The organism is Cognatishimia activa (genome assembly GCF_001458335.1).
Lineage (GTDB): Bacteria > Pseudomonadota > Alphaproteobacteria > Rhodobacterales > Rhodobacteraceae > Cognatishimia > Cognatishimia activa.
Window position 1 is genome coordinate 642,982 of record NZ_CYTO01000024.1, and the last position, 16,081, is coordinate 659,062.

A 16,081-nucleotide genomic window follows, 5' to 3' on the forward strand; every position below is an offset into this window, starting at 1 on the left:
AAGCGTTACAAAATCGACATGAGGGCAGGGTAAGCCCGCCCTCATTAAGACTTCTCAAATTCTCAGGAGAACCAAGATGGCTGTAACTGCCAAGATGGTGAAAGAACTGCGCGAGATGACCGGCGCAGGCATGATGGACGCGAAAAAAGCACTGACTGAAACTGATGGTGATCAAGAAGCAGCAATCGATTGGCTGCGCACCAAAGGTCTGGCGAAAGCGGCAAAGAAATCCGGCCGTACCGCAGCAGAAGGTCTGGTTGCTGTTAAAGTTGAAGGCGGCAAAGGTGTTGCTGTTGAAGTCAACTCTGAAACCGACTTCGTTGGTAAGAACGCTGACTTCCAGAACATGGTTGCAGGCATCGCAGGCGCAGCCGTGAACGTTGCAAACGTTGAAGAGCTGGCCGCTGCAGAGCTGAACGGCAAAGCTGTTTCCGAAGTGATCACCGACGCAATCGCGACCATCGGTGAAAACATGTCCCTGCGCCGCATGGCATCTGTGGAAGGCGATGTCGTCACATCTTACGTCCACAACCCAGCAACTGACGGCATGGGCAACATCGGTGTTCTGGTTGCGCTGAAAGGCGGCGACGAAGCATTCGGCAAGCAGGTTGCAATGCACATCGCAGCGGCAAACCCACAGTCTTTGTCTGAAGCAGACCTGGACCCAGCGGTTGTTGAAAAAGAGAAGAACGTTCAGATCGAAATCGCTCGTGAATCTGGCAAGCCAGAGCAAGTGATCGAAAAAATGATCGTTGGCCGCATGAAGAAATTCCTCGCAGAAGTGACTCTGCTTGGCCAAGACTTCGTGATCAACCCAGACCTGACCGTTGAAGCAGCTGCAAAAGAAGCAGGCGCGGAAATCGTTGGCTACGTGCGTATGCAGGTTGGCGAAGGCATCGAGAAAAAAGAAGAAGATTTCGCAGCAGAAGTTGCAAAAGCAGCTCAGGGCTAAGTCCTCGACTACAGAATTTCGGAAACGCCGTCCAAATTGGGCGGCGTTTTCTTTTTGCGTGGCCCAAAAAAGAAAAGCGGCGCTTCGGATCGGACCAAAGCGCCGCCAAATTAACGAACCCAAAATTGGGGATGACGAGTTCGAAAATTCTAGACATGTCTCCGAGGCGACGGAGACAAATCATCCTGTTCACGCTGCATACGACACCGCATATGACAAAGAGCGCAGAGCCCAGAAATCGCTGAGGGTGCGCCCTTTATGTCCCTGGCCAAAGCCATACTCACGGGAACGTCTCATTTTACAACGTATCCGAGCAAAGGGGAGGTAAGGGAATCCTTACCTTTGATGAAATCTCACAATAATTTGGCACATTTAGGCGTCTGTTGAGAAGATTTGGTTGAGAAAAGTGGCTTTCAGAACCGCCTGTGCGGTTGTTTCTACGCCCAGAGTTTCGCGCGCTAGGCGAAGATGTTTCTCAACCGTCGCCGTCGTGCGCCCCATGAGCGTGGCAATATCCTGCAAGGTTTTGCCATCTGACACCCATTCCAACACCTCACGCTGGCGTTTCGTCAAGGCACGCTCTGGATAAACGTGGGGCAAGTTGAGCAGCTTCAGATGCAACACATTATTCATTAATATGAGGTCGTGTCCGTGTTTTCCCCAGATCGCATCCAATTCCGATTGTGGCACGCCAGGTGCACCAATCAGACTGATCGCGCCTTTTGCACGCATCGATACGGACTTAAAACTCACGGTATACCCACAGGTCACACCGCTGGCCTGATTGAACTCGATAACTTCCAAACCTTCGCGACATGGTGACTTGTCTAAAGCGGCCTGCGTGATCCGTTCCCAGCTTTCCGCTCCGTCGTGTTCAAGGGCCCATTTGATAACGGGTCCATGTTTGAACATCTGGTCATCCACAAAACGCTTGAGATAGCTGCGATCCAAGTTGGACAGGATTACAAAATCTTCAGGGTCACCCAGATTATTCTCGACGCGAAAATTCGTGTAGCCATAGAACAAACGAGTGAACCCATACTCGGCCATCTTCGCAAGATGCATGCTCCAGAGCGCTTCCTGGGTCGTCGCATTTGTGATTTCAGAGATATAACGCAGCGTGGCGTTGTCCATGTCGCGCCTAACTGACTATCGAATGTGATCGACCATCGCCTCGATCGCCAAGCGATATCCGGTTGCGCCAAAACCGCAGATCTGACCGATCGCCACCGGAGCGATGAATGATTTGTGGCGGAATTCTTCACGCGCATGAATGTTTGAAAGATGTAGCTCAATGACGGGCAGGGCGACAGATGAGATCGCGTCCATCAAAGCAACAGAAGTGTGGGTATAGGCGCCGGCATTCAAAACGATGCCGTCATGATCGCCTTTGGCATCATGGATCGCATCGATAAGTTCGCCTTCGTGATTGGACTGTTTGCAGACAATTCCAACCCCAAGCGCGCGGCCATGGGCCTCACACATATCTTCTATATCTTGCAATGTGGTCGCGCCATAAACCTCCGGCTGACGCGTTCCCAGCAAGTTCAGGTTCGGTCCATTTAAAATCAGAATGGAAGCCATGGCGGTATCCTTAGGCGGTGCATTTCACATAAAGTCTCTAAGAAAGACTGCATTTATAATTGTTTAGCGCGAAGACTTCGACAAAGTCTACCATTTGCGCTGAAAATCTAATTTCGCTGAAAACCTGCGTCGGGCAGGGCACAGAATAACGTCTTTTCTCCCCAAAACCCTTGCAACACTGGGGTTTCACGTATAGGACGCGCTGTCCGTCTTTGACGGCGCGAGTCTCCGCTACCTTGTTAAAAAACGGCTAAAATCATGACACGTATCCATATTCCTGGCGTTATCGCCATGGCGGCCATCGTGGTCGCATCCAACATTTTTGTGCAATTCCTGTTCGGCAATTGGCTGACTTGGGGTGCATTCACATATCCGCTGGCATTCCTCGTGACCGACGTGATGAACCGCGTCTATGGCGTTCAAGCGGCCCGTAAAGTGGTTTTCGCGGGCTTCCTCGTTGGCATCATCTGTTCTGTGATTGGCACGCAAATCATGCTTCAAGGCGATGGGTTCACATACCCAGCCGTGACATTGCGCATCGCAATTGGGTCTGGTCTGGCGTTCCTGACAGCGCAGCTGCTGGACGTAGCGATCTTTGATCGTCTGCGCGACGGCGCATGGTGGCGCGCGCCACTGGCATCAACGCTGATCGGCTCATCCATCGACACAGCGTTGTTCTTCACAATCGCATTCTCCGCAGGGCTGAGATTCATTGAGCCAGCGAACGACGTATCTTGGGCAAATGAAGCGCTGCCATTGTTGGGCGCAGGTCCAATCGCGCCGCTGTGGGTGTCGCTGGCAATTGCAGATTGGGCCGTCAAGCTGAGCCTTGCTTTGATCGCTCTGGTACCGTTCCGTGTGATTGTTGCGCGTCTTATGGCGTCTAAAGCCTCTGCATAAGCAGAGCCTGTTAAATATTTAAAGTTAAACGCGTTTTGATCACTCAGGGCGCGTTTATCGCATATCACTAAATTAACATAATTAACATTATGCGATGCATTGTTGTCGGATTACGGTCAGCATATGACAACACCTTTGGTTGCCACCTACCGGACCAAAATCGCCAATCTTAGCTTTCAAATCGCTTCTGAATACTCATCAACGCCTCGCGCTTTAATACGCCGGCAATCTCACTGAGATCCGGCAAAGATCCATTTGCCGCATCTCTTAGCGTCATGTGAACGTCAGCGCGGATTGGATCGAGCCCAAGTTCTTTATGAAACGCATCCACAGCCATTGCGCCGGGTTCCACATCGCCATCCACCAAGATCAACGCATGTCCCAACAGACGCACCCGACCCTGCCGCAGCGGTCGCAGCCGTTGTGCGGTGCCGACAATCTTTCGACCTTCAAACGACAGGTTCCAGTCGCCATCACAATAGCTGTCTGGTGTCGCGCCCGGTTCAAGATGTAAGCCGAGTTCGTCTCCGAGCTGAATGATCGGCTCACAAAGCATCTGGTATCCGTTCAAGATCCCAAAGCTCTGCGGCACAGTCAGCGCCAAGACCATATTCAGAACCCCAGGCCCCAATGGCACGGTGCCACCGCCTGATGGCCGCATGAATACGGGCCAACCGCGTTCAGCGGAGTTTTCAACGGCTGCTTTAAAGCCATCGCGTTTGCGGTATGTCCGCGGACAAACCAAAGCCGGTTTGGCAGATTGCCAGAGGTGAACGCCCTGCCCGGTTTCCGAAAAAAGCCCAGCTTCCAACGCCAGTCCTTCTTCTACATTGGTGACCGGTGTCCAGTTTTCCGTCATTTCCACAGCCTTTTTCTTTCGGCATTTTCCAAACAAGGTGTACCAAGCGTTTGGACATGGTCAATGGCGCGCCCTACCCTCATTTTTGGCGTATATTCGTCTGTGAAGGGTGGTAAACGCACCATTTAAACAAGCTAATCGTTGGAAATTCTCCAGAAAAACTAACCGATAAATAACTGATAATAAACACTTTTATCAATAAATGTAAAAAACATTCACATTAGCCCTTGTATCACAGCGCTGTGACCCCAAATTGATTGATGTGAAAGGCATTCACATTAACACAAACTCACTTACGGAGACCCAAATGACACCTGTTGCCACCGCCACCCCAAACACCACTCATATGGGTTGGTTCTCCCGGAGCGAGGCATGGCTGGACAGTAAAGGCAAAGGCGCCTGGATTGCGGCTATGGTCCTTGGCTTCGTATTCTTCTGGCCTGTTGGCCTGGCCCTTCTCTTTTACATGTTGTGGAGCAAAAAAGGCATGTTCGGTAAATCCTGTCGTACAAAATCCCGCCATCGGATGCATGTGATGGCCTCTTCGGGCAACTCTGCCTTTGACGCATACCGCGATGAAACCATCCAGCGTCTGGAAGAAGAGCAAGCAAACTTTGAAGCGTTCCTGGAGCGTCTGCGCGAAGCAAAAGACAAATCCGAGTTCGACCAGTTCATGGATGAGCGCGCGAAAAAAGCTGCGAAAGACCGCGAAACTGAGACCGAAGACGCCTAAGCTTGGACGTCAGATAGAAACAACGGACGGCTCCCGATCCTCGGGGGCCTAACATTTCAAACCTTCTTTATTAAGAGCCTCGGAGAGACATGAACACCCGCGCTTACGCCCTTCCTGATCCACAGACACAACCAGAGTTTTATGCCGATGTGCCGATGAAACGCCTGCTGGCCTGGGTCTTGGATATGATCATTATTGGCATGATCTCGGTTCTGATCCTTCCGCTGACCCTGTTTACCGGCATCTTCTTCTTCGCCGCCCTGTTTCTGGTGGTAAGCTTCGCCTACCGCGTTGTGACCTTAACAGGTGGTTCCGCCACCATCGGCATGCGCTTCTTTGGCATCGAATTTCGCACCCAACACGGCGAGAGGTTCGAGCTGGGCCACGCTTTCTTGCACACGCTGGGCTACAGCATTTCGCTGACCTTCGGCATCCTGCAGGTGATCTCGGTTGTGCTCATGCTGACCACGTCTCGCTCCCAAGGTTTAACAGACCACGTTATGGGGTCGGTCGCGATCAACAAAGCGGCACGGTATTAAGCCGAACCCCTTAGAACATTCCTCAGCCTTTTCTAGGCTTGGCGGGACCGCAAACCGTTGTTAGAGTTCTCCCAGCTTTAACAATGTTGCGGTCCTAAATGCGTCATTCCCTTCCTCTTGCTCCGCAGTTCTATGTCACGGCGCCACAGCCGTGCCCTTACCTGCCCGGCCGGATGGAACGGAAACTGTTTACCGCGCTGCAAGGCGACAATGCCCAACAGATCAACGACGCGCTTTCTGGACAGGGCTTCCGTCGATCTCAGAACGTTCTTTATCGTCCGACCTGCGCCAATTGCGGTGCTTGTCTTTCGGCGCGGATCAACGTGGCGGATTTCAAGCTTACCAAGAGTCAGAAGCGCGTCTTGAAGCGCAACCAATCCCTGACCCGCAAAGCCACCTCGCCTTGGGCCACAGAAGAGCAATATGAACTCTTCCGCACCTATCTAGATGCGCGCCACGCCGATGGCGGAATGGCGGATATGGATGTGTTTGAATTTGCGGCCATGATTGAAGAAACGCCGATCCGCTCGCGCGTTGTGGAATATTGCGAAGATGGCCAAGACGATCTGGTGGCCGTCAGCCTAACCGATGTCTTTGAAGACGGCGTCAGCATGGTCTACAGCTTTTTTGACCCGGCCTATCAGCGCAATTCACTTGGAACTTTCTTGATCCTAGATCACATCCGGATCGCACAAGAGGCAGGCTTGCCCTATGTCTATTTGGGCTACTGGGTGCCCGGCAGTGACAAGATGGGCTATAAAGCGAAGTTCTCTGGTCTTGAGATCTATATGGGCGGAAAATGGAGCAGCGTCGTGGACCCGCAGTCCTTTGATCTGCGCGAAGTCGAAACGCCCAGTGAACCGATCTCTGAGCAGGTTTCCAATATCAGCCTGCCGAGGCCCGGACACAAATTCTAAGAAACCTCAACAGCTTCTGCGAATGCGCTTCGCGTCCTCCTAAGCGACCGGTGGGATGTCTGACCTAATCCCCACCCTTCTTCTTTGTCCAAATACTCAAATTGCCAACTTGCCGGCAAACTCCCACAAAAAAAGGGGCCACCAAGGCCCCTTCTTATTTCTTTTCCCTGATCTGATCAGTTGCCAATCAAGTTTGGCAAGATGGTCACCACCGATGGGAAGAACCACAAGAGCGCCAGACCAAAGACCTGGATCAACACGAATGGTGCAACCCCACGATAGATATGACCCGTTGTTACGCTCTTTGGCGCAACGCCACGCAGGTAGAATAGCGCGAAGCCGAACGGAGGCGTCAGGAAGGATGTCTGCAGGTTGATCGCAACCATGATCGTCACCCATTTCGGATCAAACGTACCACCATAAATGACCGGCCCAACGATTGGGATCACGATGTAAATGATCTCCAAGAAGTCGAGCACGAAGCCCAGAACGAAAAGCACCAGCATCACGATCAAGAACACGGTCAGCTCGTTCTCAAAGCTCTTGAGGAACTGCTGAATGTAGTGCTCACCACCGAAGGAAATCACCACCAGGTTCAACAGCTGAGAGCCGATGAGAATGGTGAAGACCATAGAGGTCACCTTTGCGGTTTCACGAACGATCGGGCTTAGAACCGCGCCACGGAACAGCACGAAGCAGCCGTAGAGAATACCGAACATTGCGAACAGATACGCGCCATAGGCGAAGAAGTAAGCAATGTAGGTTTCAAAGGCGACGGTGTCCTGGTTGATACGCAGATCGAAGTTCACACCGATCAGGATCATAACGATGATCGAGAAGCTCGACCATAGGATCAGTTTCCCGGATTTCTGCTCATCCGCCAGCTTACGATAGGCTGCCAGCAAAATCGCACCACCCGCACCCAACGCTGCCGCCGGTGTTGGGTTGGTAATACCGCCGAGGATCGACCCAAGCACTGCGATGATCAGAACCAGCGGCGGGAAGACCACCCGCAGCAGTTCGTTCTGAGACAGCATGCCCAATGCATCGCGCAGACCGTACCACATGATCGCCAGAGGAACGGCCATCAACAGAACCGTTGTGCCCGGAGAGGTCGTTGGCGTGATCATCAGGATGTCGATCAAGATCATCAAAGCTGCACCACCCAAACCAATGTACAGTTTGCGGTGATCCGCGCTTGGCTTCACGCCGCGTGCTGTGGTCAGGACCAGTGTAAGCAACAATGTGATGATCGCGATACCGGACCCAATCGGCGCCGCATCTGCAACACGCTCTGCAAAGATCTCTGCACGTTGTTCGTCAGTCAGCTTTTCAGAGGTCTGCAAACCACCGGAATTGTCGATCGCCGCTTGTTCTGCAACGGCAGTATCCCACGCGTCTTGGCCATGCAGTTCAATCATCGAGGCCTTACATTCCTCAGAAACAGACGTCCGCAAGGATGCCGCTTCGCCACGATCGGTAAAGCTGTCCACGACGATATTCTGATTGCCAATCACATTTGCAGAAGACAATGCAATCATGCCGCCAATCAAAGCCGCAGGCACAAACAGGAACCAAGTCAGACCCTCATTGCGCGTGATGACTTCACCGGACTTGTTCTCAACAACAACCGCCGGTGCTTTGCTTGGGTTCAAAAGCGCATAGCCAAAGGCATAGGCCGCATAAAGAACCGCCAGCATGATGCCCGGCAGAAGGGCCGCTTGGAACAAGGTGCCCACGGACAGAACCGCTGGTTCACCCAAGAAGGTCAAAGCATCAGTACACCCAGCCACCTGAGCGCGGGATTCCTGCGCTGCAGAGTAAAGATCACCCGCCAGCGTGCCCAAAAGAACAATCACGATGGATGGCGGAATGATCTGACCCAGAGTACCTGAAGCCGCAATCACGCCGGTTGCCAATTCCGGAGAGTAGTTGTTCTTCAGCATGGTTGGCAGGCTGAGCAGACCCATGGTCACAACAGTCGCACCAACGATACCAGTGGACGCTGCGAGGAACGCACCAACCACAACAACGGATACAGACAGACCGCCTGGCAGCGGACCAAAGACCCGTGCCATGGTTGTCAGTAGGTCATTAGCGATCTTGGAACGCTCCAGCGTGATACCCATAAGAACAAACATCAGAACCGCAAGAAGGGTTTCGATTGACTGTCCCGCCAAGACCCGCTCGTTCATCCGGTTCACAACAAAAGAGATGTTGCGATCCATCGCGCTTTCCCAACCGTTCGGGAAAACCGGGGTCTCATATATGGGCAGTTCCGGATAGTTAAATAACGATATGGTGTCCGCTTTGATCCCTTGCGCGACCAAATCTGCATACATTGCAGACGACGTATCAATCGCCTGGTGAATAAGAAGTCCTGCGCTGTCCAGCGCGGCGATAATCCCGAAGGAAATCACCCCTGCCCCACCGATCGCAAACGCAACCGGGAAGCCTGATAGAATGCCGCCAAAGAGGCAGAGGAAGACGATAATCAGGCCGACTTCGACCCCATCAAGTCCGAATAACATAGTGTAAGTTCCCTACCTCAGTGTGTGCCTTCATAGGCTTCTTCGCCCTCGCCGAGTGAATCTCGGTCCAGGTGTTTGCCTTCACTCTCAGGGCCTTCCACATACTCTAGGTAAGAGCGGTAGAAGAACGCGATGGAGTGCAGGAAGATAAGACCTGCAAAGGCAACCAGAAGCATTTTGAAAAGGAAATACGCGTCAAATCCGTTTGGAGAGAAACCGATGGTTTCAACGTTCCATTTCAAGATCCGAGACTTGCGCATCAGAAGGTCGATATTGTCAGATGCAGAGACTTTCGGTGTCACCAGGTGGCGCCACATGAAGTACCAGCCATACATCCACATCAGAACCGCCGCAGGCATCATGAAGATCAGCGAGCCGACCATGTCGATGATCTTTTTGGTGCGGTATTTGACGACGGAGTAAACCAGGTCAACACGCACGTGGCCGCCTTGTACGAACGTGTATGTCGCACAAAGGGTTACGATGAGCGCGTTGTAGAATTTCAGTTCTTCAGCCCACCAGCTCACATCGCGGGTGAAGGCAGAGCCGAAACCGAAAGAAATCTGTGCGGATGTAAAGATCCGCTGCATGAACACAATCACGATCTGCTGCAGAACCATCAATAGGCCTGCCCATGCAAACAAACGACCGACGGTGTTTGCGATGGTTTCCAGAGCGATCACTGCGCCCCACATCACCGAACGGCGCCAGATGCCGACCGCTGTTAGAAGAAGAAACGCCGTGAAGACGACGAAGAAAAACTCTATGGATCCGCCATAGTAGACGAAGCGCATCAGAGCTTGCTTGGTTTCAACAGTGGTCAATCCGCCCATCCAGCTCAGCCAAAGCGAAGGCTGAACAAGAGCACTTCCGAAATTCACGAAAGCGGCTCCGATATTGGCAAATAACCAGACGATAGCGTCCAGCATAGTGCACAGTCCCCTTAGTATGTAAGTAATGCTGACATTTATAGAAAGAAGGCCCGCAGGATATTCCTGCGGGCCTCCTTAGTCAGCCGTTCGGCTTAGCCGAGAACGCGGTCACGCTGTGCGCGGTATGCGCCAACGGAGTCGGTCAGCCAGCCAGAAGATGCCTTCATAGACGCGGTGTAGTCGTCGTAGATCTTCTTGAACAGGTCGTCGCCCATGAACTCGTCATAAACTTTCTGAGACGCGTCACCCATTGCATTCCAAACGCTGTCTGGGAATTCCAGAACCTTAACGCCACCGGCTTTCAGACGCTCAAGCGCCGCACCGTTGTTGTTCAGGTACTGAGACAGGTTCCAAACGTTCGCGTGGCCCGCTGCAACTTCGACCGCTGCCTGCTGAGATGCAGTCAAGGAGTCAAACACTTCGCGGTTCATCACGGCGGATAGACCTGCTGCTGGCTCGTGGAAGCCCGCTGTGTAGTAGAACTTGGTGATTTCTTGGAAACCAGCCTTTTCGTCTGCCCAAGGACCGATCCACTCGGTACCGTCCAGCGCGCCAGACGCCAGCGCTTGGTACACTTCAGCACCTGGAAGGTTCTGAACAGATGCACCCATGTAACCCAGAGCTTTACCGCCCAGGCCTGGCATACGGAACTTCAGACCGTTGAAGTCTTCTGGGCCAGTGATTTCCTTGCGGAACCAGCCGCCCGCCTGCGTACCGGTGTTACCGGCCAGGAAAGATTTCAGACCAAAGATCTCGCCCAGCTCGTCGTGCAGAGCGTGGCCGTTGCCATGGTAGTACCAGTTGTTCAGCTCTGTCGCAGTCATGCCGAAAGGCACGCCTGTGAAGAATGCGAAGCCTGGGTGCTGGTTGACGAAGTAGTAGTCAGCCGCGTGATACATGTCAGCCTGACCCGCAGTCACCGCGTCAAATACTTCAAACGCACCTACGAGCTCGCCTGCCGCTTTTACGTCGATGGTCAGCTGACCATCAGTGATTGCCGTGATGTTGTCCGCAGTCTTTTGTGCCGCGTCAAAAACACCTGCCAGGCCACGGCCCCAGGATGTTACCATGGTCAGCGTACGCTTACCTTGTGCGTATGCTGGTGCCGCCAATGTAGACGCCGCTGCTGCGGTGCCGCCAAGTGCAGATGTTCTCAGAAAAGAACGACGATCCATATATTGTCCTCCCAATTTTTCGCTCAGGCGGAGTTGTCCCCACCCAAGTTGGATCAAAGTATGGGGATCGTAGACGCAGGGTCGCTTTGTGGAAAATACCAACTACTACGTAAAATCATTCAGACGGCGCTTAAAACATGCGCAAAGCCCTGTTTTTTGGGGCAAAAAAAATAGCGGAATGAAACATTAGTTAACTATGCCTATAAGCTTGGGGTCTGAAACATCGAATCGAATCAGCATGACTCAAGTTACTTCGTCGTCACCTCTGTCCTATGCGCAAAAGCTTTTTTTGCTGGCGACAGTCCCTTTGATCCTCGCGGTGGCAGCGATTTCAATTATCGTGGCACATCAAAGCCGACAGTTGGCTGAGCGCGAGATTCAGACCCTAGAAGAACAACTTATTGAGGCAAAAAAAGCTGAGCTCAAAAACTACCTTTCAATCGCGCGTACGGCGTTCGGCAATATCTATGGCCTCGCCCTGCCCGATGATGAAGAAGCGAAGCTTCAGGTCTCTCAAATATTGGCGGCTCTGATCTACGGCCAGGACGGTTATTTCTTTGTCTATGACTATGACGGCACGAATATCGTGAGCCCGCGCCAGACCGAACTTATTGGAAAAAACTGGATAGACCTCACAGACGCCAATGGTACGCCGATCACGGAAGAGCTTATTCGTATCGCGCGCACCGGCGGTGGATATCACAGCTTTGAATGGCCCAAGCCCAGCACTGGGGAAACAGCAAGCATGGTCACGTTCGTTCTGGGACTGCAGGACTGGCGGTGGGCGGTTGGCACCGGTATTTTCATTGATGACATCCAAGAAGAAGTTGCCGCTGCGCGTGCAGGTGTTGAGGCACGTATCCAACGCACCTTCTATTACATCGGCGGCATTACCTTGGCAGCTGTGCTCCTAGTGTTTTTCTCAGGGATTGTTATCAACGTGCGCGAACGGCGGCTCGCTGACGCGAAGCTTAAGAAACTCACCCAACGCGTGTTTGATGCACAGGAAGAAGAACGAGGCCGCGTGGCCCGCGAATTGCATGACGGAATATCTCAAATTCTCGTAGGGGTGCGCTATGCGCTTGATAGCACGCGTCGCCGCATGAATGCCGGGGATGACCGTGCAGAGGATACGTTGGATCGAGGTATGGAACATCTCACGACGGCCATTCACGAAGTGCGCCGCATTTCGCGTGATTTGCGGCCGGGTATTTTGGATGATTTGGGTTTGGGCCCCGCCCTGCGCGGACTGATCGACGAATTCACGACGCGCACCGGAGTCGAAACCGAAATCCACACAGTCCCCTTCCGAAATCGCCTTAACCCAGAAGCCAAATTCTCGCTTTACCGCATCGCCCAAGAAGCGCTCACCAATATTGAACGCCACGCCAACGCTACCAAAGTTGTCGTCGACCTACGTGGCCACAAACGCGGAGCAACCATGCGGATCAGCGACAATGGCACAGGATTCCCGCAGCACCTGTCTCGCAGTGAGCATATTGGCGGCCTAGGACTTCGAAATATGCAGGAACGCGTCGAGCAATTGAACGGCACGCTCAAAATCATGACCAATAAATCAGGCACCGTTATCGTCGCTGAAGTGCCCCTGAACCAAATGCTATCCCCTGAAGCGGATATTGAAAGCCAAGTGGAGACTACCGGATGAGCACGAAAACATCAGTCGTCATAGTTGATGACCACCCGATGGTGGCGGAAGGCATCCAATCCATTTTGGAAAGCTATGATGACATTGAAGTGGTCGCGACGCTGACCACTGGCGCAGAAGCCGTGGCCTACCTCAAAACAAATTCTGTAGATGTCGTTCTCATGGACCTCAACATGCCAGACATCGGGGGCCTGACCGCAACCGAAATGGTTTTAGAAAGTCGCCCTAATACGCGCATTCTCATTCTGACCATGCACGATAGCCCAGAGTATATCTCTACCGCGCTAAGCCATGGCGCGCGCGGTTACGTGCTAAAAGATGTGCCGACGGACAAAATCAAAACCGCCATTGATACGGTGATGCGGGGTGAACGCTACCTTTGCACCGGTGCGAAAGGATCGCTGGAGCCCGTGGATAACGGCGAACGGGAAACTCTGACCAGCCGCGAGCAAACGGTTCTGCTCCAATTGGCTCAAGGTAAATCCAACAAAGAAGTGGCCAACGAGCTCAATATTTCTGTGCGCACGGTGGAGACCCACCGCAAAAACATCAAAGCAAAATTAGGTATCAGCTCAACCGCGGGACTGACCCGATATGCGATTGAACACGGTGTTTTGCAGCAAGGCGGGCTTCAAATGTAAGATTTCGGGTGGATTTTTACGAAAGAAACCCAAAATTCCCCCGGTCGCGCAATATTCGAAAAGAAAAAACGTCACAAACGGATATAAAATTCGCTTTTTGCCTGTTGACGCCCCCTAAAGCTCCACATAATGTCCGCTTCAACGCAAAAAGGACCTGACGGATGCTAGAACTTGTCGTCATTGTAGGATTTAGGCGCATGGGCCGGTAACGGTAAACCAGAATAAACCCCATGCGCCCCCGAAATCCTCGGGGGCTTTTTTGTTGGAAACTAGAACTAAGCCGTTGCAAGTGGAGAATGAAATGACGCGCAACATGACCGGAGCAAAAATGGTCGTTCAAGCCCTGAAGGATCAGGGTGTGGACACAGTCTTTGGCTATCCCGGCGGTGCGGTGCTGCCGATTTACGATGAGATCTTTCAGCAAAACGACATTCGCCACATTCTCGTGCGTCACGAGCAAGGGGCTGTGCATGCCGCAGAAGGCTATGCGCGCTCTACCGGCAAGGTTGGTGTTGCGCTGGTGACCTCTGGTCCCGGAGCCACCAATGCGGTGACCGGCCTGACCGATGCGCTTTTGGACTCCATTCCGATCTTGGTGATTTCTGGCCAGGTTCCGACCTTTATGATCGGCTCTGATGCTTTCCAGGAAGCGGACACTGTTGGCATCACCCGCCCATGTACGAAACACAACTGGTTGGCAAAAGACACAGACACCTTGTCTGAAACCCTGCACCAGGCGTTCCACGTGGCGCGGTCTGGTCGTCCCGGTCCGGTTCTCGTGGACATCCCCAAAGACACGCAATTTGCGAGCGGTGAATACACCGAACCACGTGCGGCGCGCGTGGATCACTATCAACCGCAGTTGAAGGGTGACATTACAGAAATCACGCAACTTGTTGAATTGATGGAACAAGCCGAGCGGCCGGTGTTTTATACTGGCGGCGGCGTGATCAACTCTGGTGACGCGGCCAGCCAATTGCTGCGCGAGCTTGTGGACACCACCGGTTTCCCTATCACCTCCACGTTGATGGGTCTGGGCGCCTACCCTGCGTCTGGCAAGAACTGGTTGGGCATGCTCGGCATGCACGGTCTTTATGAAGCCAACATGGCGATGCATGACTGCGATCTGATGATCAACGTCGGCGCGCGCTTTGACGACCGGATCACCGGTCTGGTTTCGGCCTTCTCTCCGAACTCAAAGAAAGCGCATATCGACATCGACCCAAGCTCGATCAACAAGGTGATCCGCGTTGACGTGCCAATCGTTGGCGACATTGCCCATGTTCTGGAAGACCTGCTGAAGGTTTGGAAATCTCGCGGTCGGAAAACCAACGCGGATGCGGTCGCAAAATGGCAGGCTCAGATTGACGAATGGAAAGCGGTTCGTTGCTTGGACTTCAAACAAGAAGGCTCAACCATCAAGCCACAATATGCGCTTCAACGTCTGGAAGAGCTGACCAAAGACATGGATCGCTATGTCACCACGGAAGTGGGTCAGCACCAAATGTGGGCCGCGCAGTATTTGGGCTTTGAAGATCCAAACCGTTGGATGACCTCCGGTGGTCTGGGCACCATGGGCTATGGCTTCCCAGCCTCTATCGGTGTTCAAATGGCGCACCCCGATAGCCTCGTGATCAACGTGGCGGGTGAAGCGTCTTGGTTGATGAACATGCAAGAAATGGGCACCGCGGTGCAGTTCCGCCTGCCGGTGAAACAGTTCATCCTGAACAACGAACGACTGGGCATGGTGCGCCAGTGGCAAGAGCTGCTGCATGGCGAACGCTACAGCCATTCTTGGTCTGAAGCCCTGCCCGACTTTGTGAAACTCGCCGAAGCCTTTGGTGCCAAAGGCATTCTCTGCTCTGATCCAAAGGATCTGGACGATGCGATCATGGAAATGATCAAACACGACGGTCCAGTGATCTTTGACTGCCTCGTAGAAAAACACGAGAACTGCTTTCCGATGATCCCATCAGGCAAGCCTCACAATGAAATGCTTCTGGGCGAAGCGTCGACGCAAGGCGCGATCGAAGCCGGCGGCGCGGTTCTGGTGTAAGGAAGAGACAAATGGCTGCTTTGAAAATCAAAAAAGGCTCCACGAGCCACTCCGCCTATAACCTGCGCCCGACCTTTTCGGATGTCACGGAACGCCACACCTTGGCGGTTGTTGTGGACAACGAACCTGGCGTGCTCGCCCGCGTGATTGGTCTGTTTTCCGGCCGCGGCTACAACATTGAAAGCCTGACAGTGGCCGAGGTGGATCACACCGGCCACCAGTCACGCATCACAATCGTGACCACTGGTAAACCACAGGTCATTGAGCAGATCAAAGCACAGCTGGGCCGTATCGTCCCGGTCCACGACGTGCATGATTTGACAGTAGAAGGCCCATCAGTCGAGCGCGAGCTTGGCTTGTTTAAAGTGGCTGGTGAAGGCGACAAGCGGGTCGAAGCGATGCGGCTCGCTGACATCTTCCGCGCCAATGTTGTGGACACAACCCTTGATAGCTTTGTGTTTGAAATCACCGGCGCGCCAGAGAAAATCGACGCCTTCGCTGATCTCATGCGCCCTCTGGGATTGCAGGAGGTCGCCCGAACAGGTGTCGCGGCACTGTCTCGCGGCAGACTTTAACTACACCGAATATACAAACAA

At 53.1% G+C, this 16,081-nt stretch carries 15 protein-coding genes; 9 read left to right on the forward strand and 6 right to left on the reverse strand.

Features of this window, described 5'->3' with window-relative positions:
- The first annotated feature begins 76 nt into the window (after positions 1 to 76).
- Complete coding sequence (gene tsf, locus TA5113_RS14225; RefSeq protein ID WP_058314247.1) at positions 77 to 952, forward strand: translation elongation factor Ts; 876 nt, start codon at positions 77 to 79, stop codon at positions 950 to 952.
- Between the two features lie 372 nt (positions 953 to 1,324).
- Here the strand turns inward: tsf and TA5113_RS14230 are convergent, their stop codons facing one another.
- Positions 1,325 to 2,086, reverse strand: a complete 762-nt coding sequence (locus tag TA5113_RS14230) for a LuxR family transcriptional regulator (protein ID WP_058314246.1) — start codon at positions 2,084 to 2,086, stop codon at positions 1,325 to 1,327.
- A gap of 15 nt (positions 2,087 to 2,101) precedes the next feature.
- Complete coding sequence (gene aroQ, locus TA5113_RS14235; protein ID WP_058314245.1) at positions 2,102 to 2,536, reverse strand: type II 3-dehydroquinate dehydratase; 435 nt, start codon at positions 2,534 to 2,536, stop codon at positions 2,102 to 2,104.
- Positions 2,537 to 2,794: 258 nt separating this feature from the next.
- On the opposite strand from aroQ, the gene TA5113_RS14240 reads away from it, so the two are divergent.
- Entirely contained in the window at positions 2,795 to 3,436 is a 642-nt protein-coding gene (locus tag TA5113_RS14240; protein WP_058314244.1) for a queuosine precursor transporter, read from the forward strand.
- Between the two features lie 169 nt (positions 3,437 to 3,605).
- Here the strand turns inward: TA5113_RS14240 and TA5113_RS14245 are convergent, their stop codons facing one another.
- Positions 3,606 to 4,295, reverse strand: coding sequence for a lipoate--protein ligase family protein (locus tag TA5113_RS14245; protein WP_058314243.1), 690 nt, complete (start codon positions 4,293 to 4,295; stop codon positions 3,606 to 3,608).
- 307 nt (positions 4,296 to 4,602) lie between these two features.
- Here TA5113_RS14245 and TA5113_RS14250 point away from each other — a divergent pair, with 307 nt between their 5' ends.
- From TA5113_RS14250 to TA5113_RS14260, 3 genes are all read left to right on the forward strand, one after another.
- On the forward strand, positions 4,603 to 5,028 hold the full coding sequence (locus TA5113_RS14250; RefSeq protein ID WP_058314242.1) for a DUF2852 domain-containing protein: 426 nt from the start codon (positions 4,603 to 4,605) through the stop codon (positions 5,026 to 5,028).
- Positions 5,029 to 5,117: 89 nt separating this feature from the next.
- Complete coding sequence (locus TA5113_RS14255; protein ID WP_058314241.1) at positions 5,118 to 5,567, forward strand: RDD family protein; 450 nt, start codon at positions 5,118 to 5,120, stop codon at positions 5,565 to 5,567.
- Positions 5,568 to 5,665: 98 nt separating this feature from the next.
- Positions 5,666 to 6,484: an arginyltransferase gene (locus TA5113_RS14260; RefSeq protein WP_058314240.1), complete on the forward strand. Its 819-nt coding sequence runs from the start codon at positions 5,666 to 5,668 to the stop codon at positions 6,482 to 6,484.
- A 176-nt stretch (positions 6,485 to 6,660) separates the two neighbouring features.
- Here TA5113_RS14260 and TA5113_RS14265 read toward each other — a convergent pair whose 3' ends face one another.
- From TA5113_RS14265 to TA5113_RS14275, 3 genes are all read right to left on the reverse strand, one after another.
- Positions 6,661 to 9,015 (reverse strand): TRAP transporter large permease, encoded by a 2,355-nt coding sequence (locus TA5113_RS14265; protein WP_058314239.1) that lies wholly within the window; start codon positions 9,013 to 9,015, stop codon positions 6,661 to 6,663.
- A 17-nt stretch (positions 9,016 to 9,032) separates the two neighbouring features.
- On the reverse strand, positions 9,033 to 9,944 hold the full coding sequence (locus TA5113_RS14270) for a TRAP transporter small permease subunit (RefSeq protein ID WP_058314238.1): 912 nt from the start codon (positions 9,942 to 9,944) through the stop codon (positions 9,033 to 9,035).
- A gap of 95 nt (positions 9,945 to 10,039) precedes the next feature.
- Positions 10,040 to 11,122, reverse strand: a complete 1,083-nt coding sequence (locus TA5113_RS14275; RefSeq protein WP_058314237.1) for a TRAP transporter substrate-binding protein — start codon at positions 11,120 to 11,122, stop codon at positions 10,040 to 10,042.
- A gap of 238 nt (positions 11,123 to 11,360) precedes the next feature.
- Here TA5113_RS14275 and TA5113_RS14280 point away from each other — a divergent pair, with 238 nt between their 5' ends.
- The 4 genes from TA5113_RS14280 to ilvN all read left to right on the forward strand — a co-directional run bounded on the left by TA5113_RS14280 (position 11,361) and on the right by ilvN (position 16,060).
- Positions 11,361 to 12,788 carry a cache domain-containing protein gene (locus tag TA5113_RS14280; RefSeq protein ID WP_058314236.1) on the forward strand — a complete coding sequence of 476 codons (1,428 nt, stop codon included), beginning with the start codon at positions 11,361 to 11,363 and terminating at the stop codon, positions 12,786 to 12,788.
- Positions 12,785 to 13,429: a response regulator transcription factor gene (locus TA5113_RS14285; protein WP_058316779.1), complete on the forward strand. Its 645-nt coding sequence runs from the start codon at positions 12,785 to 12,787 to the stop codon at positions 13,427 to 13,429. The genes TA5113_RS14280 and TA5113_RS14285 overlap by 4 nt, the downstream gene beginning before the upstream one ends.
- A gap of 301 nt (positions 13,430 to 13,730) precedes the next feature.
- The gene (locus TA5113_RS14290; protein ID WP_058314482.1) at positions 13,731 to 15,485 is read left to right on the forward strand and encodes an acetolactate synthase 3 large subunit; all 1,755 of its coding nucleotides are present in this window, start codon (positions 13,731 to 13,733) and stop codon (positions 15,483 to 15,485) included.
- A gap of 11 nt (positions 15,486 to 15,496) precedes the next feature.
- Complete coding sequence (ilvN, locus tag TA5113_RS14295; protein WP_058314234.1) at positions 15,497 to 16,060, forward strand: acetolactate synthase small subunit; 564 nt, start codon at positions 15,497 to 15,499, stop codon at positions 16,058 to 16,060.
- Positions 16,061 to 16,081: the final 21 nt, after the last annotated feature.